This is a genomic window from Tritonibacter aquimaris, from assembly GCF_009617595.1.
GTDB classification, from domain to species: domain Bacteria; phylum Pseudomonadota; class Alphaproteobacteria; order Rhodobacterales; family Rhodobacteraceae; genus Epibacterium; species Epibacterium aquimaris.
Map to the genome: position 1 here is coordinate 22222 of NZ_WIXK01000015.1, position 23857 is coordinate 46078.

General features: G+C 55.3%; 22 protein-coding genes. 4 read left to right on the forward strand and 18 right to left on the reverse strand.

Features of this window, described 5'->3' with window-relative positions; genetic code table 11:
- Positions 1-11: 11 nt before the first annotated feature.
- Both GG681_RS17235 and GG681_RS17240 read left to right on the forward strand, forming a co-directional pair.
- Positions 12-1175, forward strand: a complete 1164-nt coding sequence (locus GG681_RS17235) for an AMP-binding protein (RefSeq protein ID WP_235900058.1) — start codon at positions 12-14, stop codon at positions 1173-1175.
- On the forward strand, positions 1172-2272 hold the full coding sequence (locus GG681_RS17240; RefSeq protein ID WP_153549280.1) for a thiolase family protein: 1101 nt from the start codon (positions 1172-1174) through the stop codon (positions 2270-2272). Before GG681_RS17235 ends, GG681_RS17240 begins: the two co-directional genes overlap by 4 nt.
- A 2-nt stretch (positions 2273-2274) precedes the next feature.
- Here GG681_RS17240 and GG681_RS17245 read toward each other — a convergent pair whose 3' ends face one another.
- From GG681_RS17245 to GG681_RS17265, 5 genes are read right to left on the reverse strand one after another with little or no spacing between them, the layout of a single operon-like run.
- The gene (locus GG681_RS17245) at positions 2275-2853 is read right to left on the reverse strand and encodes a hypothetical protein (RefSeq protein ID WP_328593439.1); all 579 of its coding nucleotides are present in this window, start codon (positions 2851-2853) and stop codon (positions 2275-2277) included.
- Complete coding sequence (locus GG681_RS17250) at positions 2850-3542, reverse strand: nitroreductase (RefSeq protein ID WP_153549281.1); 693 nt, start codon at positions 3540-3542, stop codon at positions 2850-2852. Before GG681_RS17250 ends, GG681_RS17245 begins: the two co-directional genes overlap by 4 nt.
- Entirely contained in the window at positions 3532-4089 is a 558-nt protein-coding gene (locus tag GG681_RS17255) for a biotin transporter BioY (RefSeq protein WP_153549282.1), read from the reverse strand. Before GG681_RS17255 ends, GG681_RS17250 begins: the two co-directional genes overlap by 11 nt.
- 1 nt (position 4090) lies before the next feature.
- Entirely contained in the window at positions 4091-4705 is a 615-nt protein-coding gene (locus GG681_RS17260) for an energy-coupling factor transporter transmembrane component T family protein (protein ID WP_153549283.1), read from the reverse strand.
- Positions 4680-5408, reverse strand: coding sequence for an energy-coupling factor ABC transporter ATP-binding protein (locus GG681_RS17265; RefSeq protein WP_153549284.1), 729 nt, complete (start codon positions 5406-5408; stop codon positions 4680-4682). Before GG681_RS17265 ends, GG681_RS17260 begins: the two co-directional genes overlap by 26 nt.
- Before the next feature lie 410 nt (positions 5409-5818).
- Between GG681_RS17265 and egtB the strand changes: the two genes are divergently transcribed.
- Complete coding sequence (gene egtB, locus GG681_RS17270) at positions 5819-7063, forward strand: ergothioneine biosynthesis protein EgtB (RefSeq protein ID WP_214645160.1); 1245 nt, start codon at positions 5819-5821, stop codon at positions 7061-7063.
- Position 7064: 1 nt separating this feature from the next.
- Positions 7065-8003: an L-histidine N(alpha)-methyltransferase gene (gene egtD, locus GG681_RS17275; RefSeq protein ID WP_153549285.1), complete on the forward strand. Its 939-nt coding sequence runs from the start codon at positions 7065-7067 to the stop codon at positions 8001-8003.
- A 215-nt stretch (positions 8004-8218) separates the two neighbouring features.
- Here egtD and GG681_RS17280 read toward each other — a convergent pair whose 3' ends face one another.
- The 13 genes from GG681_RS17280 to GG681_RS17340 all read right to left on the reverse strand — a co-directional run bounded on the left by GG681_RS17280 (position 8219) and on the right by GG681_RS17340 (position 23184).
- Positions 8219-9910: an ABC transporter ATP-binding protein gene (locus GG681_RS17280; protein WP_153549286.1), complete on the reverse strand. Its 1692-nt coding sequence runs from the start codon at positions 9908-9910 to the stop codon at positions 8219-8221.
- A complete protein-coding gene (locus tag GG681_RS17285) occupies positions 9910-10845 on the reverse strand; it encodes an ABC transporter permease (RefSeq protein WP_153549287.1) in 936 nt (311 codons plus the stop codon). Before GG681_RS17285 ends, GG681_RS17280 begins: the two co-directional genes overlap by 1 nt.
- Positions 10845-11813 carry an ABC transporter permease gene (locus tag GG681_RS17290; RefSeq protein ID WP_153549288.1) on the reverse strand — a complete coding sequence of 323 codons (969 nt, stop codon included), beginning with the start codon at positions 11811-11813 and terminating at the stop codon, positions 10845-10847. The genes GG681_RS17285 and GG681_RS17290 overlap by 1 nt, the downstream gene beginning before the upstream one ends.
- A 102-nt stretch (positions 11814-11915) precedes the next feature.
- Positions 11916-13457, reverse strand: coding sequence for an ABC transporter substrate-binding protein (locus tag GG681_RS17295; protein WP_153549301.1), 1542 nt, complete (start codon positions 13455-13457; stop codon positions 11916-11918).
- A gap of 118 nt (positions 13458-13575) precedes the next feature.
- Entirely contained in the window at positions 13576-14202 is a 627-nt protein-coding gene (locus tag GG681_RS17300; RefSeq protein ID WP_153549289.1) for a helix-turn-helix domain-containing protein, read from the reverse strand.
- Between the two features lie 128 nt (positions 14203-14330).
- Complete coding sequence (locus GG681_RS17305) at positions 14331-15416, reverse strand: Xaa-Pro peptidase family protein (protein WP_328593440.1); 1086 nt, start codon at positions 15414-15416, stop codon at positions 14331-14333.
- Between the two features lie 233 nt (positions 15417-15649).
- Positions 15650-17137, reverse strand: coding sequence for an aldehyde dehydrogenase family protein (locus tag GG681_RS17310; protein ID WP_153549290.1), 1488 nt, complete (start codon positions 17135-17137; stop codon positions 15650-15652).
- Between the two features lie 22 nt (positions 17138-17159).
- Entirely contained in the window at positions 17160-17975 is an 816-nt protein-coding gene (locus tag GG681_RS17315) for an ABC transporter permease (RefSeq protein ID WP_214645161.1), read from the reverse strand.
- The gene (locus GG681_RS17320) at positions 17972-18826 is read right to left on the reverse strand and encodes an ABC transporter permease (RefSeq protein ID WP_153549291.1); all 855 of its coding nucleotides are present in this window, start codon (positions 18824-18826) and stop codon (positions 17972-17974) included. The genes GG681_RS17315 and GG681_RS17320 overlap by 4 nt, the downstream gene beginning before the upstream one ends.
- Entirely contained in the window at positions 18823-19896 is a 1074-nt protein-coding gene (locus tag GG681_RS17325) for an ABC transporter ATP-binding protein (RefSeq protein ID WP_153549292.1), read from the reverse strand. Before GG681_RS17325 ends, GG681_RS17320 begins: the two co-directional genes overlap by 4 nt.
- Positions 19897-19965: 69 nt before the next feature.
- A complete protein-coding gene (locus GG681_RS17330; RefSeq protein WP_153549293.1) occupies positions 19966-21021 on the reverse strand; it encodes an ABC transporter substrate-binding protein in 1056 nt (351 codons plus the stop codon).
- Entirely contained in the window at positions 20987-22429 is a 1443-nt protein-coding gene (locus GG681_RS17335; RefSeq protein ID WP_153549294.1) for a sigma 54-interacting transcriptional regulator, read from the reverse strand. The genes GG681_RS17330 and GG681_RS17335 overlap by 35 nt, the downstream gene beginning before the upstream one ends.
- Complete coding sequence (locus GG681_RS17340; RefSeq protein ID WP_194287221.1) at positions 22426-23184, reverse strand: hypothetical protein; 759 nt, start codon at positions 23182-23184, stop codon at positions 22426-22428. Before GG681_RS17340 ends, GG681_RS17335 begins: the two co-directional genes overlap by 4 nt.
- Positions 23185-23857 lie beyond the last annotated feature (673 nt).

Here is a 23857-nt window from a genome sequence, read left to right on the forward strand (position 1 = left end):
TGGTGTAAGGTATGAAGATGACTGCGCAGCGCGAGGTTTTCCATATTGCGGCAAAGGCCAAGCTGCTGACGCCACAAGCTGACGGCGCAGATCAATTGCTAAAGGCGCTTGGCTCGGGTCTGTCTTTGCGCGCAAGCCCGCTAGCAAAGACACCCCTAATAGCAACGCAAAGCGCTGTGCAGGTGGTGATGTGCGAAAGCTCCGGCTCTACAGGGGCACCCAAACTGATCCGACGCACGCCTTCAAGTTGGCGCGCAAGCTTTGAGATCAACAAAGCGCTTTTGGGTGTGACGCCCGATGACACCTATGCGGTGCTTGGCCATCTCGGCCATTCCATCAGCCTTTATGCCGCGACAGAAGCGCTGCATATTGGTGCCGATCTTGCAATTCTCTCGGGGCACACGCCCGCACAGCAGGCAAGTGCGCTACGTGAACATGAGGCCAGCCTGCTCTATGCCACTCCAAGCCAGCTCAGGCTGTTGATTGCCGCGGATGGTGCAGTTTTTCCCAAGATCACGCGGCTGATCTGTGGTGGGGGCGCGCTGGGTGCGGGGCTACAGGCCCGCCTGCCAGATCAGTTCCCTGCAGCCCGTGTGATTGAATTCTTTGGCGCCTCGGAAACCAGTTTCATTTCCATGTCAGATGCGGCAACCCCGGATAAATCTGTGGGCAAAGCCTATCCAGGCGTCGACATTCACATTGATGCACCATTGGATGAGGTCGGGGAAATCTGGGTCAAAAGCCCGTATCTGTTTGCAGGCTATGAAGAAGGTGACAGCCCGCTGACCCGTTGGAAAGGCGGCTACCTTGCCATTGGCGAAATGGGACTGCTGGATGCTGATGGTTATCTCTATCTGCGGGGTCGCCGCAGCCGGATGGTGACGGTTGCAGATCAAAACGTATTCCCAGAAGCAATTGAGAGCTGTCTGATGGCTCAGCCTGGTGTCAGTGCTGCAGCTGTTATCCCTGTCGCGGATCCGCTACGGGGCCATCATATTGTTGCTGTTGTTCAGGGCGTAGCGGATGAAACGGCGCTGCGACAGGCCTGTCGCGCAACCTTGGGCGCAGCCGCAGCCCCGCGCAGTTTCTGGTATCGCGATAACATCCCGCTGCTCCCGGCTGGCAAACCCGACCTAAAGCTTTTGCAGCGGCTATGGCAGGAGCGAAACGCATGAGCCCCAGCTATATCATCGCGGCCCGCCGCAGCGCAGTTGCCCCCAGAGGGGGGGCACTTTCAAACCTGCTCCCACATGAATTGGCAGCACCAGTGATCGCAGATCTGTTGCAGCACGCAGGTATCGAACGTGATCAGATTGATGAGTTAATCCTATCAAACGCGCTGGGTGCCGGTGGAAACCCCGCCCGGATTGCAGCACTGGCCGCCAACCTGCCAGAGCGTATCGCCGGGCTTAGTATTGATCGCCAATGCGCGGGGGGATTGGACGCTATTTTGCTAGGCGATGTGATGATCAGATCAGGCCTGCATGACGTGGTGATCGCGGGCGGTGTCGAAAGCTATTCACGCCGCCCGATCCGCATGCACGCCCCGGCAGATGGCAGCGCGCCGGTGCCATATAATCAGGCTCCGTTCACCCCGTGGCCAGACCGCGATCCGGATATGGCCACAGCTGCGGATACTCTGGCGCAAAAACTTGGCATCAGCCATGAAGAACAAGATCGCTGGGCGCAGGGCAGCCACGCCAAAGCGCGTGCGGCTGAAGATGTGCTGATGCAGGAAATTACCCCGATTGCAGGGCTCAGCCAAGACAGTTTCACCCGAGACCTGACCCCGCGTCATTGCAGCCGCGCGAAGACGGTTTGTGGCTCCATCACCGCCGCCAATATGGCTGTCGCTGCAGATGGGGCTGCTTTTGTGCTCATGGTGTCTGAGCGCATTGCCCGCAATCACAGTGCAGTTGAGGTTCTGTCTGGTGCAACCCTCGGCGCCGATCCCTTGCAACCTGGCCTCGCACCGCTCCCTGCGATTGAGAACAGCCTGAAACGAGCCAGTCTCACGCCGCAGGATGTGGATACGGCAGAAATTATGGAAGCCTTCGCGGTACAGGCCATCGCTTGTCTGCGCGGCGCAGGGTTCGCTGAGGATCAAATCAACCGCCATGGCGGCGCATTGGCGCGCGGGCACCCGGTTGGGGCATCAGGCGCTATACTGGCTGTGCATCTTTATCATCAGCTGCAACACACCAAGCGCAACGGATTGGCTGCGATCGCCGCCGCCGGAGGCATTGGCAGCGCCTTAGTTCTGCAAGGATAAAGCTATCGCAGCACGCAGATCTCATCGCTTGCACGGATCACACCATCTTGCACGATGCGGCACAGAGCACCGCGCAGCCTTAACGCGCGATAGGGTTGATGATTGATCCAGGCGAGGCTTTCTGCGCCGTAGCGTTCTTTCCACTTGATGCAGGCAGTGTTGAAATAATCGCTCACCTCGATCACCGCACTCCCAACCGCAAGCCGGGTGCCAACGGGCAAATTGGCCTCGCTCATATCAAGATCAGCCACCATCGTATCACCGGGATGCACGCTGTTTTGACGATCCCGCCAGCACAGGTCCATCACCCGCAACGGCAAGATCGAGACCTGAATGCGTGGATCAGGGCTTCCATCCGCAAGCTTAAGCCACGGCGCTTTGGTCCAACGCTCCCCTTTGATGCCACCTGTAACGCTCAGCTCGATCTGTTCGGGGAATGCGCGTTGCCCGTAGCCTTCGCGAAAACACAGGCTTTCTATCGGAGCGCGATCTTTGGGGGCCGCCAGAATATGCGGCAGCGCCGCGTCGCAGTCTTCGCGGCTGGCAAAAACAGTCTCAACAATAGGGGAGGCTATATTCACAAGGTGCCCTCTTCTTCAAAACCGCGAAAGCTGGTGAATTCATCCAGCGCGGCGCGGTCTGTGCGAAACTGGTTCACCGCCGCGTCACGATCCGGATGGCCCAGCGCGATGCCGCAAACCACCATTTCATCATTAGGCAGGCCAAGGTGTTGGTGAACGATCGGGCCGTAATTGGCGATTGCACCAATGCCGGTTGCCCCCAGACCTTCGCTTTCAGCAGCAAGCAGAAACCCCATCACCGCCATACCAAGATCCATAAAGCAGCCTTTGCCCATGTTGCGATCAATGGTGACAATGATCCCCACCGGCGCGCCAAAGAATTCATAGTTGCGATCAAATTGCGCCCGGCGTGCAGCAATATCGCGCCGTCCGATGCCCAGCGCAGAATAAAGCGCATAGCCCGCTGCACGTTGGCGCGCCTTGAGCGCGGCAGACATAGGACTGGGAAAGTAGGAATATTCCAGATCTATCGGTGTGCCATCTGCCGAGGCCGATTTCAGATCTCCGGTGAGCGCCGCCAAAGCTGCGCCCGTTAGCACATGAAACGCGCCCGGTTGCAGGTTGGCACCACTGGGGGCCATCCGTGCTGCGGTGCAGATGCGTTCCACAACAGAGCGCTCCACCCGGTCCTGTGTATAGGCCCGGGTGGAGCGTCGGTTTTTGATGAGTTCAGCGAACTCAGGCAGCATCAGAGCGCGACAGAACGCTGGACGGGCGTGCCTTATACAGCGCACCAGTGATCAGACCTGCCAGAACTGCTTTGATCAGGTCACCCGGCATAAACGGTGCCATCGCAGTTAGTAGTGCTTCGCCAAGACCGGCGGGTTTTGCGACCATGTAATAGGGTACGGCCACCAGATAGAGCGCGCCAATACCACCAAGAACGGCAGCAACACCGGCAACAACAGTGACATTGCCACCTCTCCATTTCTCCATCACAAAGCCAGCAACAAAGCCCGCCAGCGGATAGCCGTAATAAAAACCTGCCCAAGGCGTGGTGAAGACGCCAAGACCACCACGGCCACCAGCAAGCAACGGCAGGCCAGCAGCCACCAGAACAATGAACAGTGCCGCAGCCAATGCGCCACGTTTTGCACCCAAAACAGTGCCACACAGCATCAAACCAAGGGTCTGCGCAGTAATCGGGATGCCGCTGGCGAGGGTCAGTTTTGGCACCAGGCCAAGTGCTGCGATCAGCGCTGTGAACAGCGCAATAAGGACGACATTGCGTTCCATCTTAGGTCTCCTTGTTTTCCAGAATTCCTCCGCGGGCCCGCAATGCTTCGGCCAGATGGTCGGCATCGTCTAAAGCTAGCAAAGTAAAAGGTACAACCACGCGCCAACCAGCGCGACGTGGTGAGCGGGCGCGCCAGGCATCAGTTAGACGCTGCCCGTTTTCAACAAGCGTTGGCAGGATGCGAATGACCAACGCAATCGCAAGCTCCATCGCCCGTGTATTCAGCCCGATGCGGCGCAAAGGGGTGGCGATCCAGCGGATCACTGCAATCATCTCGCTCAGCGCGGTGGTCATGGTCACAAGGTTTGCAAGCCCCACCGCTGTCACCAGACGCAGGATGATTTCAGCGCCTTCCAGATAGGTTGCCGTCACCCCATGCCAGAGCGCAAGAATCGCCAGAAACGGCCAGAGCACCTGCAAGCGTCGCATACCCGCGCGAAAGAACTGCCCCCCCGGCAGTGCATAGAGCACCAACATGACCAGCAGAGCCAAACCCTGCAGCCGCAGATCATGGAGCATAAACAGGAAAAACGTGCCAACGCCCAGCACTGCCAGTTTTATCCCGGCTGGCCAACTATGGGCGCGGGTTCTAACTGGCGAGGTGAGCGAGATCATCGGCCTCTCCCTCGGAATACATTGTGGCCTGATAGGCCGCCATCACCACTCCATGTGGGCCAGTTTGGCGAATGCTGCCCTGATCGATCCAGACCAGTTGTTCATACTCAGCAAGGTCAGCGGGATCGTGGGTGATATGAAGCAAGCTGCCTTCATATAGCGCAAGATAACGATTGAGCTGCGCGCGAGTTGGAATATCGAGCCCGGCAAAGGGTTCATCCAGAATCAAAAGTTTTGGCGCCATGGCCACGACCGCCATCATGCAAACCAGATGTTTTTGTCCCTGCGACAGCGTGTTGATATAGGCGTTGCGCCAATGGCTAAGTCCAAAACGCGCCAGCGCGGCATCCACCTGTTCAGACGCCTCTGCCTTGCTGTTGCCCTGCTGTTCCAGACCAAAGGCGATCTCTTCGCCCACTGTGGGGAAAATGATCTGATGTTCGGGGTTTTGAAACAGAATGCCCACTTCGGTCAGCGCGGCGCGGCGATCCTTGGCCAGATCATGGCCATTGATTGTTATGCTGCCTGAACTTGGCGCAACAAGCCCCGCCAGCAGGCGCGCAAACGTGGATTTACCGGACCCATTGCGGCCAACAACGCCAATGCGGCGTTCCGTGATATTCAGGGAAATGTCGCGCAGCACTTCTTTGCCTTCAATGGCAAACCCCAATGCTTCAACTTCAATCCGGCTTGGCAAAACCATGACCGCACCCCTTTACACCGACCGTTTGACACGCCCCTGCGAAGTAGGATTGCGCCCTTGGATAATCATAGATTATTTGCACAACGCATAAAATCATAGATTATTTACATCTTCGGCACGCAGCCATGCCGATTTAGGCTTCAAATTGCAAGTGATTTAGCTGTTCCCACCCGCCCAGGCCGCTAAAAACCCATGTTCTACAGATAATTTTACTGCGCCACCGCGCTCTCCGGCGCGGTGAACTGAAACTGAAGAGGGCCGTTGCATAGGTAGATTCGCGCTTTTTCTCATACCAACGAAACCGTGAAGAGCATCACATCGACATATAAGTTTAACTTGGACACAACACTGTCCTGGCATGACCAGGTTGCACCTCATTCCGTCATGGCCATCGCTGAGGAGAGCGCAAGATGAACCTAATGTCCCCGGCACCGCAGCCACAGATTGGTGCTTTGTTTGATCGCACCCGTGCGCGCAGCATTACACTCACTGCGCCGCTCTCGCCCGAAGATATGATGCTGCAATCAATGATGGATGCAAGTCCGGCGAAATGGCATCTGGCGCACACAACATGGTTCTTTGAGGAATTCATTCTCAGCAAATACCGCAGCGGCTATCAATCGCCCGATGATCGCTTCGCGCGGCTGTTCAATTCATACTATGTGCAGGCCGGACCGCGCCACGCCCGCAACCAGCGAGGATTGATCTCACGACCATCGGTATCAGATGTGCTGTCATACCGCGCCTATGTGGATGAGGCGTTGATTGCGCTGATTGCAGAAGAACGTGCGGATCAAAGCGAAATCCATGCGCTGGTAGAACTTGGCTGCCATCATGAAATGCAACATCAGGAGCTTTTGGTTACCGACTTGCTGCATGGGCTTTCACACAACCCGCTGCTACCGGCCTATCAAACAGTGCCGGATCAAACGAATGTTGCTGCGCCCGAGCTGTCATTTCAAAGCCATGACGCCGGGCTCGTCGACATCGGCTATCAGGGATCGGGCTTTCACTATGATTGCGAAGCGCCGCGCCACAAAACCTATGTCGCGCCCTTTGCCATCGCCAATCGGCCAGTGAGCAATCGTGATTGGATCGCCTTCATGGAAGATGGCGGCTATGAAAACGCGGTCCTATGGCTGATGGATGGCTTTGCGCGCAATCAGCGCGAAGACTGGCAACACCCGCTATATTGGTGGCAACAAGATGGGGCCTGGTGGACGTTTACCTTGAATGGCGCACAGCTGGTCAATCTCGACGCCCCCGTCGTGCATGTCAGCTATTATGAGGCGGATGCCTTTGCCCGTTGGGCAGGGGCACGGCTACCTACTGAGGCTGAACATGAAATCGCCTTCCGCGGCAGCGCGATTGACGGAAATTTCATGGATCAAGGTATACTCCAGCCGAAACCAGGCGCTGGCATCTGGGGCGATGTGTGGGAATGGACGCAATCGCCGTTCACTCCCTACCCCGGCTTTCGCCCCCCTGAAGGAGCAATTGGTGAATACAACGGCAAGTTCATGGTCAATCAATTTGTGATGCGTGGCGGCTCATGTGCCACCGTGCGCGAACAGATGCGCCCAAGCTACCGCACCTTCTTTTACCCGCATCAGCGTTGGCAGATGATGGGCCTGCGCCTCGCCAAGGATCTTTGACATGAGCAAATCAGCCCTGACCAATATCGCGCTGGCAAATTCGGCGCTGCACACCCTGTCACAGCCGCAAAAATCGCTCGAGAGCAAATGGTTCTATGACCATTACGGCAGTGAATTGTTTGAACAGATCACCAAACTGCCAGAATACTATCCAACCCGCACGGAAACCGCGATTTTGCAACAGAATGCCGCAACTTTGGCGGCACTGATCCCGCCTGGCAGTGTTTTGGTTGAACTGGGCAGCGGTTCCAGCACAAAAACCCGCTTGTTGTTGGATGCGGCTCCACAGCTTTTTGCCTATGCGCCGCTGGATATTTCTGGGCCGTTTCTGCACCAGATCGCAGCCCCTTTGCGCAAGGCTTATCCGCATCTTCATATCATCCCAATTGTGGGCGATTTCATGCAGCCGTTTTTGCTGCCATCACAGATCGAAACCCGCAGAAAAGTTGCGTTTTTCCCAGGATCCACCATCGGAAATCTTGAACCCAAGTCTGCTGTGGACCTGCTCAAACGGGTGCGCGCGATTGAAAATATCGATGCGCTCATTCTGGGGGCGGATCTGGTCAAGGATGAAAAGCGACTGGTTGATGCCTATGATGACAGTGCAGGGGTGACTGCAGCATTTAACCTCAACCTCCTCGCGCGGCTCAACCGTGAGGCCAAAGCTAACTTTTCGCTTGAGGATTTTCATCATAAGGCGCTTTGGAACCCTGAAGATGAACGGATCGAAATGCATCTGATCAGTAACAAGGCGCAGACCGTGCATTTGATGGGACAAGTTGTTCAGTTCGCAGCGGGCGAGACCATACATACCGAAAACAGCCATAAATACCGCCAAAGCACCTTGCAAAAGCTGGCGACGCAGGCGGGCTGGTCTCTGACTGAACACCTGGTTGATGCCCAAGGTGATTTCTCAGTTAATCTGCTGCGTGCTCAATAAACGATCGTTAGAGCAGGCCTGCGTATTCTTGCATGCATACTCGACTTCGCGGCCCATATCTGGGTTTCTGCGATCTGTCGATCACAGCCTCGTGCCATCAGGAGTTGGCCGTGAAGTTGGTGTGAGACTGGGCAAATCTTTCTAAGACTGCCAGTATGAACCCAAAAGGCCAGCGAAGATGTCGCTGGCCCTTTGTTTTTAGCTATAGCCGTCAATCAGTTGGCGATCTGCGCCAGTCGTGGCATCAGTTTCAGCAGATGCTGAGTATATTCGGCTTGCGGATCCTCAAACAGACCCTCTGCCTCCTGAACCTCAACCATTTTACCGCGCTGCATAACACCAACGCGATCACACATCTGGCGCACGACAGCAAGATCGTGACTGATGAACAGCATGGTGAGGCCGAGATGTTCTTGCAAATCCTTCAAGATATTGAGGATCTGCGCCTGAATGGACACATCCAACGCACTGGTGGGCTCATCGCAGATCAGGAAACGCGGCTGGGTCGCAAGCGCCCGCGCAATGGAGATCCGCTGACGCTGGCCGCCAGAAAATTCATGCGGGTATTTGCGGTAGGCGTCGCTTGCAAGGCCAACCTTATCAAGCAGTTCGCGCACGCGGGGCGCGGTTTCCCCCTTGCTGAGGATCTTGTGGTGGATCAACGGCTCGGCCACGATATCACCAACTTTCATGCGGGGATTTAGGCTTGAAAACGGATCCTGGAAGATCATCTGGATCTGACGACGATAATCTGCCAGCCCCTCGGCATCAAGGTTGGTCACATCCTTGCCGTCAAACAGAACTTCGCCACCGTCGGTGTCATAAAGCGTGGCGATCATCCGTGCGACGGTGGATTTACCAGAGCCACTTTCGCCCACAATGCCAAAGACCTCGCCATCTTTGATATCAAAGCTGACACCATCAACCGCAGTGAAGTATTTGCGTTGAGACGGGAAGATCGAAGACTTCTCGATAAAGCGTTTGGTCAGGCCTTTCACCTGCAGCAATGTGCCGGATTGAGATTTCACCGAGCGGTCCCAGTTGCGGGCGAGATCATCGATCTTGAACACGGTTTCACGGCCGCCATAACTCACCTGCGGGAAGCGGTGCAGTTTGACATGGGGGCGCGGAACTGCCGAGATCAGCGATTTGGTGTATTCATGTTCTGGCGCACCGAGGATCTGATCAGTGGTGCCGCTTTCGACCACTTTGCCGGAATACATCACGGTAACCTGCTCGGTTGTATCCGCGATTACCCCCATATCGTGGGTCACAAGGATCACACCGATCTGGCGCTCATCGGCGAGTTTTTTAATAAGATCCAGCACCTGCGCCTGAATAGAAACATCCAGTGCGGTTGTGGGCTCATCCGCAACAATCACCGAGGGCTCTGAGCAGAGCGCCAGCGCAATGACCACCCGTTGACGCATACCCCCAGAGAACTGATGCGGGTACTGGTTGAAGCGTTCAGGCGGGTTCGGGATCGACACCGCCTCCAAAAGCTCGAGCGCGCGCGCCTTGGCATCTGCGTTCGACAGGCCCAAATGCAACTGGATCGTTTCAACCAGCTGCTCGCCAATCGTGAACAACGGGTTCAGCGAGGTCAGCGGATCCTGAAAGATCATCGCGATCTCTTTGCCGCGGATACGACGTTTTTCCTCTGGGTCAAGGTTGTCGATACGACGCCCTTTCAACCAGATTTCCCCTTCAGCGATATGGGCAGGAGCATCAAGCAGACCAATCACCGCGTTACCGGTCATGGATTTGCCTGCACCGCTTTCGCCAACCACGCCACGAATTTCACCGGGACGGATATCATAGCTGACCCCTTCCACCGGTTTGAAAATACCGTGCCGGGTGGGGATTTCGACGGTCAGGTTGCGGATGGATAGAATAGGTTCAGACATTATTTCAGCCTCGGGTTCAACGCGTCACGCAGCCAGTCGCCCAGCAGGTTTACCGACAGGGCCAGCGCCAAAAGGGTGCAGGCCGGGAAGAAAAGGATCCACCATTCGCCAGAGAACAGGAACTGCTGACCCACGCGGATCAGAGTGCCAAGCGACGGTTGGGTCGGCGGTGCGCCAACGCCAAGGAAGGAAAGCGTCGCCTCAGCAATGATGGCCAATGCAAGCGAAATGGTCGCAATCACCAGAACCGGTGAAATCACATTTGGCAGGATGTGACGCAGCATAATCACGATCGAGGGGCGGCCAATCAAACGGGCTGCAGATACATAATCTTTGCCCCGCTCGACCAAAGTCGCGCCGCGAACAACGCGGGCAAACTGCACCCAGTCCGAAAGGCCAATCGCCAAGATCAGCACCCAGATCGCCATCTGATCACGGTATTCAATTGGAGTGATGCCCTTGGCGATGCCAAAAATAAGCATTGCAACAAGGATGGATGGGAAGGTCAGCTGCACGTCAGCTGCGCGCATGATCACAGTGTCAGTCCAGCCACCAAGGTAGCCCGCCAACAGGCCCAAAACGATGCCTAAAACCATGGCAAACAGCACCGCAGACACGCCAACAAAGAGCGAGATGCGCATGCCATAGAGGATGGTTGAAAACACATCGCGGCCCTGATCATCCGTGCCAAGCAGGAAGTTCTCACCGGTAAAGGCGTTGTCCTGCATCGGCGGCGTAAACCCATTCATCAGGTTCAACCCCGCCGGATCAAACGGGTTGGTGGTGGCGACCAGTGGCGCAAACACAGCAGCCAGGATCAACAACAGCGCAACAGCAGCAGAAACAACAGCAACTGGCGAGGTGCGAAATGCGTAGAACAGATCGCTGTCCAGCATACGGCGCATGCGGCTCGGGGGTGTGGTTTGTTCGGTCATTATTTACTCACCCGCATACGAGGATCAATCAGGGCATAGGTGATATCAACGATCAGGTTGATCACGACAAACATCACCGAAATTAGCATGAGATAGGCGGCCATTACCGGAATATCGACAAATTGCACCGCGTTGATGAACAACAGCCCCATACCCGGCCACTGGAATACGGTCTCGGTGATGATGGCAAAGGCGATGATTGCGCCAAGCTGCAGACCGATGATGGTCACAACCGGGATCATGGTGTTCTTTAGCGCGTGGCGATAATTGATGGTCCGGCTCCCAAGGCCGCGAGCGCGGGCAAAGCGGATATAGTCCTGGCGTAAAACTTCCAGCATCTCGGAACGCACCAGACGCATAATCAGCGTCATTTGATACAGACCCAGCGTGATCGCCGGAAGGATCAGCGATTTCAACCCGGTTTCTGTCAGAAATCCGGTGCTCCACCATCCCAATTGGGCGACCTCCCCGCGCCCAAAGCTCGGGAGCCAATTCAGCTCAACCGAAAAGACATAGATCAGCAAGATACCAATCAAAAAGGTCGGAAGCGAAACACCGATCAGCGAGGCCGACATAATGAAATTGGCAACAAACCCATCGCGGCGGATTGCGGTGTAAACCCCAAAGGCAATACCCAGAAGGATCGCAACCACGGCGGATACGGCCGCAAGTTCCAGCGTTGCTGGCGCGCGTTCCATAATGATTTCAGAGACTTCACGCCCCTGGCGGTAGCTGACACCAAAATTTCCCTGCACCGCTTCTTGCAGGAATTTGAAGTATTGCACCGGGAAGGGTTGATCGAGGCCAAGCTGCGCGCGCAGACGGTCGATGTCTTCCTGCGTGCGTTCCTGCCCCAGCATGTTGTCGATGGGATCGCCAACAAAGTTGAACATTGAGAAGGCGACGAAACCAACAATCAAAAGCACAAGGGCTGATTGCCCGACACGTCGGAGAAGGAAGGAAAGCATTGCTAAAGAGCCTTTGCCAAAGGGGGCCGCAACCGTGTTGAACCCCGATATCCGTGGATAAAGAGACAGCGGCTAGAGGATTTCCCCTAGCCGCCACTCAGCTTAGTTCATGGTGAAGTATTTGACCTTGGGCTGGTCTTCGGCATCAACTGCGATGCCAACGCCGTCACCCATAGCCCAGTTCAGCACCTGGTGGTGGATCGGGATGTAGAGCTGCTCATCCTGAACTACACGCCAGATGGAGGCGATGTCAGCGTTGCGCGCAGCCAGATCGGTATTGGACGCGAGCGATTTGATTTTGGCATCAACTTCATCATTGTCGAAACCGGTACCGTTCCAGGTGCCGATATCGCTTTCACGACCGTGCACGAGGAAGTTGAAGATGTACTCGGAGTCATAGGTCGGAACACCCCAACCCAGCATGTAAAAGTCGGTTTTGCCGTCGGTAATCAACGGGAAATGCTGTGCTTTAGGCTGCGCGTTCAGGTTCACCTTCACACCAATCTGACCCAGCATGCCAACTGCGGCCTGACAGATTGCTTCATCATTGATGTAGCGATCATTCGGGCAATCCAGACGCAGCGAGAAACCGTCACCATAACCAGCCTCGGCCATCAGTGCTTTGGCGGTGTTCAGATCGGTTGAGCTTTCGGCGTCCATTTCCGCGGTCCAGCCATTTACAAACGGAGGTGCGATCATACCGGCAGGCTTGGACTGGCCACGCATTACAACCTGTTTGATCGCATCACGGTTGATCGCCATGGCCATCGCCTTACGCACGCGCACATCAGACAGCGGGTTTGCGCCTTCAATGTTGTCGGCTTCAATATCCGCCGCGCCATTGTTCATGCCAAAGAAGATCACACGGTTCTGCGGTGCCTGTTTCACAACCAGACCCGGTGCCGCATCAATCCGGCCAAGGTCCTGAACGGTTGGATCCTGCAGGAAGTTCACCTCACCCGACAGCAGCGCCGCAACGCGGGTCGCTGGGTTTTGGATCGGGGTGTAGATGATTTCAGAAACCTGCATCGGGAACTGATCACGGCCCCAATAGTTTTCATTGCGTGTCATGACAGTTTTCACGTCAGGCTCACGGCTTTGCAGGATGTAAGGACCGGTGCCATTTGCATGGGTGGTCGCATAGGTGATCTCACCACCCTCGAAGTCTTGCACATTGGTGGTGTTATTGGCCTCAGACCAGCCCTTATCCATCATGAACAGGTTGGTGAGGTTTGATGGCAGGATCGGGTTCGGGCCATCGGTGACCAGTTCAACGGTGTAGTCATCGACTGCGCGGACTTCGACGATGGAGCCGATCAGCTCTTTCATGTCGGAGTTAGGCTGCTTTGCACGCTCAAAGCTGAAGACAACATCTTCGGCGGTGAACTCTTCGCCACCGTGGAATTTCACACCTTCACGCAGCTTAAAGACCCAAACGTTCGGGTCGCTTTCAGATGGTGCCCATTCGGTTGCCAGTGCAGGCTCAAATGCGCCAGTGACATCACGCACCAAAAGCGGCTCATACATCTGGTGACGTACGGTGTGGGTTGGCCCTTCGTTCTGGGCATGGGGGTCAAGCGTCAGCGCATCACCTGCGCGGGCCCAACGCAGGGTTTCTGCGTTCACAAGCGCGGTGGACGACATCAGCGCCACTGCAGCCAGAATTCCAGTAGTTTTATTCACAATGATCTCCTTGTTTTGACCCTGCTCACCCCTGTTTCTCAAGATTTAGAACACGGCCGATTATCGTTGATAGAGGGTCTTAATTGCCCCCTTTGGGTTCCTTATGAAGCGGATGAAACGCGGTTCCGCCTTCACCAAACACATCCATGGTCCCGCACCAGAGGAAGGAGGCAACTTCGCTGCCATGGTTCCAGGATGAATGGGTGCGGTAGCTGTCGAAGTGGATGGAATCTCCGGGGCCAAGCACTGAAACCTCACCATCGATCTCGATGGTGATCGTGCCAGACAACATGTAAAAGAGTTCCTCGCCAGGATGGCTGATGGGTTCGTAACGGTGCCCTGGGGGTTCATGCACGATCAGCGAGTGCAGCCGTGAATGGTTGAACGTGGTCGACAGGCGTTCATAGACCAGTTCGTTGTCTGCCACCGAAAACTTATCTCGCGCGCCTTGCGAGGTGCTGCTGGGTTTTTCAGACGGCTGATCCAGCAGTGATCCCAGCGGCAATTCCAAGATCGCAGCAATTGAGCTGAGCGACACAAGAGAGGGCGCAGACTGGCCGCGCTCAACCTGGCTCACAAAGCCGACAGAAAGTCCCGCACGATCCGCAACCGTCTGCATGGAGAGTTTCAGCTCTTTGCGGCGGGCACGTAGTGCCTCTCCCAAAGGGGGTTTTGACGGTGTATTTATGGTAGGTTTTTTAAGCATTGGTGAAATCCTATACTTCAGACTTCAAATCGGTCAACAAAATTTTACCATTACTAAAAATACGACGCGACGGCACCAAATGCGAAAAATCCTGCCTATGTTTGAAAGGCTTGCGCGTAGAGTGGTTTCTAATTCTCAACGACGTGAATGTCGCGCGGCAGTTCCGACAGGATTTCCGGGCCATCCGCACGCAGAATCACAATCTCTTCAAGCCGCACACCAAATCGATCCGGCAGGTAAATTCCCGGCTCAATCGAGAACACCATACCCTCCTCTAGGACAGTATCTGCCGTGCCGGTCAAATAGGGGGCCTCGTGTACCTCTTGCCCCAGACCATGACCAATACGGTGGTTGAAATAGGCGCCATAGCCAGCACACGCGATGACTTGCCGTGCAGCAGCATCGACATCGCGCGCCGCCACGCCTGGCCGAGCAGCTTTCATTGCGGCCTGCACCGCCTCTTCGACGATCCCGTGCACTTCGACCAACTCGGGGCTGGGGGCCCCAATAGACGCCATACGGGTCATATCAGAGCAATAGCCGTGCATGCGCCCGCCAATGTCCATAACCACGGGATCCCCGGTCCGAAGCACAGATTCACCCGCCATATAGTGTGGCATCGCACCATTGGCGCCAGAGGCCACAATCCGGAACAGCGACCTTGCGCCGGAATGGGCAAAACTGTCAGCGATGATCTGCGCCACATCGCTTTCGCCCATGCCAACATGCATCTGTGCCCAGGCCTTGCGCATGGCCGCATCGGCAACCAAGGCATTCTGTTTCAAAAGCTGGTATTCGCTCTCGCTTTTACGCATCCGCAGCGCACCCAGACTTTCCCACATGAAAAGCTGATTTGCGTTGGGGAGATGCTTTCGAACCAACCCCGCATGATCCGCACGCATTGCTTCATCAAGGGCAAGCACCTTGGCATCGCTGCCGCCTAGGTCTTGCAAAAGCTGTACAAGCGCAGCATCCGGCCCGGTCGCATCATGCCATGCATACAGTGGGTAGCTTGTCTTTGCGGTGAGGCCCTGCGCCTCAAGCTGAGGCACCAACACGCCCACGTTGGTCTGAGACACGAACACCAAAAATGGCCGTTCATCCGAATGTGGCGACAAAGCTGCAAGCCAATTCAAATACCCACCTGGTGCAAGCACAACCAGATCGACAGAGTTAGATTTCATCGCGTCTTGCAGGTAATTTAGTCGCTCCACTGGCCACACTCCCAATTCAAAGCCGCGCCCAAAGCAGCGGTCGTAATTTTAGTATTACTGCACATATGACCACTTCCAGTGAAAAAACTCAAATTATTTAGCAATACTAAAATTATCTCCTTAAAAACCCTCCCAATCACACAAGCTTTCGCGCCTCCCTAAACTCTGTCCCCACAAACAAAAATGCCGGAGCGAATTGCTTCGCTCCGGCACCCGGTACGACTGGGAGTTGATTACCAGCCGCCCTCTGCGCGGCGGCTGTAAGACTCGCCGCCCAGATCAAATACCAACAGTTTCTTCTCGGTGAAGGTTTCCAGGAACCACTGGCTCAGCTCGCGGCCAACACCGGACTGACCGGTGCCACCGAAGGGGGCAAGCTGATCCCAATAGTTCGAAGTTTCGTTGATGTTGACCGTACCATGAGGCAATGCCTCACCGATCTGCCAAGCGGTCGCCAGATCCTTGGTCCAAAGCGACGCAATCAAACCAAGGCCAGACTGATGGGCAATTTCGATTGCCTCTTCTGCATTCTTGAGCTTGTAGATCGGCGCAACAGGACCAAAGGTTTCCTCGCACATGATGTCCATATCCGTGGTCACATCCGTGAGGATGGTCGCCGGGTAATAGAGCCCTTCTTCTTTGCCGAACTGTTCGATCTTCGCGCCTTTGGCAACGGCGTTTTCGACATGGCCCTTCACACGGCGCAGCGTGTCGTGGTTGCACAATGGCCCCATTTCAGTGTCTTCTTTGGAAGGATCACCGATCTTAAGCTCTGCTGCTTTGGCGCGGAACTTCGCGACAAATTCATCATAAACCGCTTCATGCACCAGAACACGCTCGGCAGATGTGCAGACCTGACCAGAGTAGTAGAAGCAACCGTTGATCGCCCCCTCCACTGCGGCATCGATGTCAGCGTCATCCATAATGATGAACGGGCCATCGCCGCCCAACTCCAACAGATGCGGCCGCAAGGCGCATTTTTCTGCGATTTTCTTGCCGGTCGCGGTAGAACCCGTAAAGAACACGCCGTCCACATCACTGCTGTCGACAAGCGCCGCCCCAACATCGCCTTTGCCCTGAACCACATTGATCACACCATCCGGCAAGCCAGCATCCTTGAAGATGTCCGCAAGCATCGCACAGGACACGGCCGCATGTTCGGATGGTTTCCAGATCACCGTATTGCCCGCCGCTGCAATATGCGCCAGCGCGATCGAGGAAATATCGGTTGGGAAGTTATAAGGCGTGACCACGGCCACAACACCCAGCGGGCGATGGTTCATCACCAGACGCTTATTGCGAGTCCGCTCTTGGGTTGACGGAAAACTAAGCCCGCGATGACGCAGAATTTCTTCGGCAGATTTTGCCCAGGACGGTGCCGAGTATTCGAACACCTCTTCCCGCGCATCCGTGATGACCTTACCAATCTCAGCGGTGATCATCTGTGCAATTGGTTCAGCGCGCTCCAAAAACAACTGATGAATGCGGCGCATGATCTGGGCGCGCTCAATCGTGGACATCGCGGCCCAGGCCGGTTGCGCAGCTTTGGCATTGGCAATGGCAGCTTCGGCATCCGCAGGGGAACACACCCCAATGGTGTGAAGAACCGATCCATCATGAGGATTGTAAACGTCAAGTGTTCCGCCATTCCCATCGACCCACTCCCCGCCAATAAGCGCGGCTTTCAGGACGTTTGGATTCACGTCTGCTATCTTATTCATTTTATGCTCCCTAAAGATCCGCTTATCGAGCGGTTGATTTGTCTCGCAGCAGCGAGACCGATGTGATGACAAGGATTGCGGAGAACAGCACGATCAGCGCACCTACCGCATTGATTTCTGGAGTGATGCCCCGGCGCATGGTCGACCAGATGTACATGGGCAGCGTGTTGTCGCGCCCGGTCAGGAAGAAAGTGACGGGGATTTCATCAAAGCTGAGGGTAAAGCTCAGCAGCCCAGCGCCGATCACCGCAGATTTGATGTTGGGCAAAGTCACCAGAAAAAAGGTCTGGAGGCCATTTGCACCAAGATCAGCCGAGGCTTCGCCATAGGTGTTGGGCAACCGTTGCAGCCGGGCATAGACCTGCGTCACAACAACCGCCAAGAGCGCTGTTGCATGGCCGATGATCACGGTTTCCAGGCTCAGATTGAACCCAACCAGCCTAAACAACGTCAGCATCGAAATACCCGTAATGATCCCGGGCAAGGCAATCGGCAGCAGGATGAGTTTGCGAAACACCGACTTACCGGGGAAATCCAACTGATCCAGCACAATGGCTGCGGGAACCCCAATGATCAGGGTCAGCGCTGTGGCACTGGTGGCAACGTAAAACGAGTTGCCGATGGCCTCCAAAAGTTGCTCATTCTGGGCAAGCTTCCGGTACCAATCCAGGGTCAACCCGGACATCGGCCAAGAGAGCGCTCTGGAAGCGTTGAAGCTGTACATCACCAGAATGGCGATCGGCACATAAAGAAAAGCCAGAACAGCGGCAACAAATCCAAGCCAAGCGCATTTATCCACCATTGCGGCGCGGCGCATTTGGGTCAAAGAGCGGCTCATGACAACCTCCCCTGCCCCAGACGCTCAAAGCGGTCAGATGCAGAAATAATGCCTAAAACGATCAGCAGCATCACCAGCGCGAGCGCGGACCCCAGCGGCCAATTGAGCGAGGCTCCAAACTGCGACGCAATCACGTTGGAGATCATCAGGCTGTTGGGCCCGCCCACCAAAACCGGGGCGATGAAATCGCCAAAGGACAGGCAGAAGGTCATGGTGAACCCAGCCACCACACCGGTCATGGACAGCGGCAGCGTCACCTTAAAGAAGGTCGTCAGCGCGTTTTCACCGAGGTCGGATGAGGCCTCCAACAGGGATGTCGGAATCTTTTCCAGCACCGCGTAGATCGGGATCACCATAAACGGAATGAACACATAGGTCAGCGTCACCACCATCGCGACCTGATTGTACAAGAACACGCTTGATGGTTCGGAAATCACTCCGGCAGACATCAGAAAGGAATTCAAAACACCATTGGTGCCCAGAATGGTCTTCCAAGTATAGGCCCGCAGCAGGTAGCTCACCCAGAGCGGTGCAACCACCGCCATATAAAGCGCAAGCCGCACCCCGGGTTTCTTGACCTTAAAGACAAGAAAGAACGTGTAGGGATAGGCCAGAAGCAGGGCAAAAATCGACACTAACACAGCGATTTTCAACGTGCGCAGCAACACATTGAGATACTGCGGATCCCGCACCAGCTCGAGGTAGTTGCCAAATTGAAAATCCGGCACAAAGGTTGGAAATTGCGCGGTCCAGAATGAGTAGACCAGCAAGATCGTGTAAGGCACGAACATAAAGACCACCGTCCACACCAAAGGTGGAGACAGCACCAAGTATTTGCGAAGGCTGCTCATTCGGCTGCCTCCTGCGCGAAATGCATCAACCGATCTGATGGCACTTCAAGGCGCACAGTGCTGCCCTCTGACGGCAGAAGTTTGCGGCCTGACAGGGTTTGGATGGGACAGGTTGCGGTGATTTCACCACCGCCCAAAACAACGACCATCCGGGCTGACGCCCCATGATACAGGACCTCGCGCACCGTGCCGGTCAGCACATTGGGCCCAGCGGGTTCATTGGCGGCAAGCAAGCGCACTTTTTCAGGCCTAAAGCCAAAAGTTCCACCGCTTTGCGTGGTCAGCGCGCTTGGCAACTCCAGCACTTGGCCAAAGCAATCAACGGTATTGCCGCTCACCTGTGAGGTAAACAGATTGGAGGCACCGATAAAGCCCGCGACATAGGGCGAGTTTGGCTGATCATAAAGCTCATCTGGGGTGCCATCCTGAATGACAGACCCAGCCCGCATTACGATTACCCGGTCCGCCATTGCCAGCGCTTCGTCCTGATCATGGGTCACCATGATAAAAGTCAGGCCAACCTTGGTGTGCAGGCGGCGCAGCTCAACCTGCATTTCTTCGCGAAGGTTTGCGTCAAGCGCCGAAAGCGGCTCATCCAACAACAGCACCTTGGGCTTGCGCACAATCGCCCGCGCCAATGCAACACGCTGGCGCTGCCCGCCCGACAGCTCATGTGGCATGTTGTTGGCTTTGTCGGCGAGCCCAACCAGATCCAACGCTTCAATCGCGCGCGCCTCTCGGTCACTGGCGGAAACACCTGCCACCCGCAGCCCATAGGCCACATTGCGGCCAACAGACATATGCGGAAACAGCGCATAATCCTGAAACACCATATTCACAGCGCGTTTGTTTGGCGGGTCAAAGCTGACGTCTTCGCCATCCAGCCAAATCCGCCCATCCGTAGGGGTTTCAAACCCCCCGATCATTCGCAGCAAGGTTGATTTGCCACATCCCGACGGGCCCAGAAGGGTGACGAACTCACCTTCTTTGACGGAAAAGCTAACGTCATCCACCCCAACCACAGAGCCCCAGCTTTTGGTCACTGCATCGATTTTAATTATTTCGTTCATCGTCCTACCCCAGCTTGAATAGAGGAAGAGCGGGAGAGCGCAGGCCAATGCGCGCTCTCCACAGACCCTTTATTGAGCCTTCACCGCGTTCCACGCGTTGGTGTAGGTCTGCAGACGGGCACCGAGGTTTTCCCACAGCATCAGGCTGTCGAGATAGGACAAATCATCCTGATGCAGGGCCGTGAATTGCTCTGGCGACATACAGGCGCGGGCCGCAACTGGGTTGGTCACAGAGTAGCCGTTGACATTGGCAACACCACATTGGCCCTGCTCACTGATGGCCATGTTCAAAAACTTGTAGGCGCAGTCTTCATTGGGGGAACCCGAGACGATCATAAAGCTGTCCATCCAGCCTTCGGCACGTTCTTTGGGAATAAATTCAACGACCTCCATACCCTCAGCCGCCAAAAGTGCCGATTGGTAACCCGCCCAGGTGTTGGACACCCAAACCTCATCCGCGAGGAAAAGATCAACCAGTTCACCCGCAGTCGACCAGTATTTGCGCACCAATGGGCGTTGTTCAGCCAGCTTTTCCTGTGCAGCACCAATCTGATCATCGCTCAGATTATAGATGTCCATATCACCGTTCAGACGGGCTGCTACATAAAGCGCGCTTTTGTCATCCCAAAGCGAAACACGCCCTTTGAGTTCAGGGTTCCACAGCTCTGCCAATGACGTTGGCGGCGTGTCAAACTTGTCCGGGCGATACATAAAGCTGATCGCACCCCAGGCATATGGCACCCCGTAGGTTTTACCATCTACGTTGATGCCATCAGCATCGCGAAACTTATCATAAATCTCGCCAAACCGGGGGAGCTTTGCGGTATCGATCTCTTCCACAAAACCGGCAGCAATCAGCGGGGCGGTGCTGTCAATTGAGGGGGATACAAGGTCAAATACCCCACCGCCCGCCGCCAGTTTCGGGGCAAAATCATCATTGGCACCCACATATGTTGCCGAAACTTTGCAGCCGGTTGCGGCTTCAAATGGTTCAATAAAACTTGGGTCTGCATAGCCCTCCCAAGTGAGTAGATTGAGCTCGCCCCCGGCGTATGCCGCCGTTGTTGTGGCAAGAATTATCGCAACACTGCTAGCGTTTGCCGCCAGTTGTTTGATGCGTGTCATCGGTGATCTCCTTGTTGGGGGTTTCACCACTCGAAACCTCCACTGTTGGTTCGGCCGTCTTTCGAACGATGGTGCCGATATCAACACCAAGCGCCTTTGCGGCCTTTCTTTTGGATCCGTGCGTGCGGATCGCGCGATCGATCAAGATGCGCTCATATCGCCGCACCTCAGCCCGCAAATCATAGGTATCCGAACTCGGGCCTGTGATTGCTTCACTGTCTGGTACGTCGATGGGGGAGATGAGCTCATAAATGAGCTCCTCAATCTCTTCACTGTCTTCTTGCAGCACAGCTATGCGTTGCACGATGTTCAACAGCTCTCGAATATTGCCGGGGAAGCTGTAATCCATCAAAACATGCTGCAACCGACGCGGAATTTCGACTGGCGCCTCGCGACGGCGGTTCAAAGTGCGTGTAAAACGCTCGATCAGATGCAACACCAATGGCTGCATATCGCGCAGCGGTGGCACCTGAAGATTGATAACCGCTAGGCGGAAAAAGAGGTCGGCGCGGAATTCGCCTTCGCGGACCAATTGCTTTAGATCTTTATTGGTTGCTGCAACCACCCGCACCTGATTGCGGCGATCAAAATTGCCCAATCGCGTTGCGGCTGCGCTGTCTTCCAAAAAGCCCAGCAGGCGCGCCTGAAGCGACATCGGAATGTCAGCGACCTCATCCAGAAACAACGTGCCGCCCTGCGCCTGCTCAACCAAGCTTGGCTCTGAGGTCCGATCACTGGCAGCGGCCCCAAACAGCTGACGTTCCAGCCGATCACCCGATGCAGAAGCACAGTTCACCACCACAAAGGGATCCTGGGCATCACTGACAGATCGATGAAGCGCGCGCGCGATTTCACCTTTGCCCACACCAGATTCACCGGTGATCAAAACACGCGCCCCCTGTCTCAGGGCCCGCTCCCCGCGGGACAGCACACGATTAAGTTCCGGCGACAGTCGGCGCTGCTGCTCAAAATCCGGACGAGTCCGCTCAAAAGTCAGGAAGTGCACGTTGCTCTTGGGGGCACCGCCGGTTGCATAAGATTTGCGAAACTCCAGCGCATCGAGATCTCGGATCAGGATGATCCCGATCTGCGCCTGCCCCGGCATTTTTCGCAACGTCGCAAGATACTGTTTGTGACGCGCGCCCTGCAGGGCGACATCGGTTTGCTTCCCAACATCCACCGCATCGACAACCTTTTGCCAGCCACCAAGCGCTTGCCCTATTGTGTCCAGGTCTTTCAGCTCCACAGCCGCATCCGGCGACAAGATACGCTTCGCTTCGGCATTGGCGGACAAGACGTTTCCTTCAACGCCAAGCGCAATAATGCCTTCATCAAACCCGTCCAAACGCTGCAACGCCTCAGATGGGGTTTCGACATCAAACAATGGGTGATCCTGCCAGATCGTCATAGTGAACCCTCCTGCGCAACCAGCTCCAAAGTGACCACCACGCCTCCCATACGGCGTGGTGCAATCGCCCAGCTGATTTGCCCATTGGCACCTTCGGTCGGCATCATTTGTTCACCTGATTGGGTGACCGCCTCTGACAGGCCCACAATTTCGAGCTCCGCAACCGGAACGCCTAGCAAATCGTCCGCGCCAGCACGTAGAAGAAGCTCGGCAGAACGCGACACAGCGATAACGACGCTATCACTGTTCAGCGCGAGAACCGGCTGCGGCAGCGCAGCCAAAATATCCAACGCTTCGTCGCGTTCATTTCTGAGGTTTTCTTCGCGCCGATGGTGTTTTTCGACATCGCGCACGATCCCGAACAAGCGCCGCAATTTGCCATCAGCGATATGTGCGCGCACATCGTTTTCCACGTAGATCTGCACGCCGTCGTAGCGGGTATCCCGCGCCGGCGCCCCATCTACTTCAAAACCATTTGCAAGAAGGTTCAGCACAAAATCTTCGTTTTGCTTGTTGCGCGGAAAAATTTCAGCTGTTGGCCGCTTGAGAAAATCCTCGTTTGGCTCCAGCAGATAAAGACGAGACATCGCTGCGTTTGCGATGCTCCAATATGGGTTGTTTTCAAAAACCTGCCGAACAATCTCATCATATGGTGCCGCAAGATCGACCGGCACGCCAAATTCCATACACCAGCATGCATCGCTAGAGGCGTCGACAACCCCGCGCAAGATCTCCAACTCGAGACCAGGATCCATGGTAGATGCAGATGTGTTTTTATGTGATTCTTTCATGCATCATATGTGGCCATTTATGCATCACATCGTCAATCATGAAGTTTCAATCAACCACCCTCCCCACTGCGCCCAGTCGAAAGTTTACAAGTCAATCAAGGCTTTAGTCTGATGGTATTTTTTTCAAAAAATACCAAATAGGTGCTGCATTGTCGGAATGAACTGTATCGAAAATTGCAATTACAACCGTGAAATCAGAATCAAAAAGCGCTGCAAAACTGCAGCACTTGAAGTATTTCCATCAACCGTGACATCAATATCCGCCCCGCGAGCAAGCCACGGTTGGCATAAAAAAGGGGGCATCGTATACCCGATGCCCCCTGTAATACTATTCATTTGATGTCAGGCTGCGCTGCGCGTGGTTTAAGTGCGCTCAATCCACACTCAAGCAGATGTATTTCATCTCAAGATAGTCATCGCAGCCATGTTAGGAGCCTTCACGCCCCTGGCCGGATGGGCTACTCCCCAATGTTTGGACAGATTTCGGCGTAACTTAAGCTACTCTCTGCTCCTGCTGATCGGGTTGGGTTTTGTCTTTCTCAGCCAATAGACCACGGCCGGAGGTCTGCCGCCAAGGGCGGATTGGGGGCGTTTGCGGTTGTAGAACTCGATCCACTTGCCAACACGGGCTTTCACC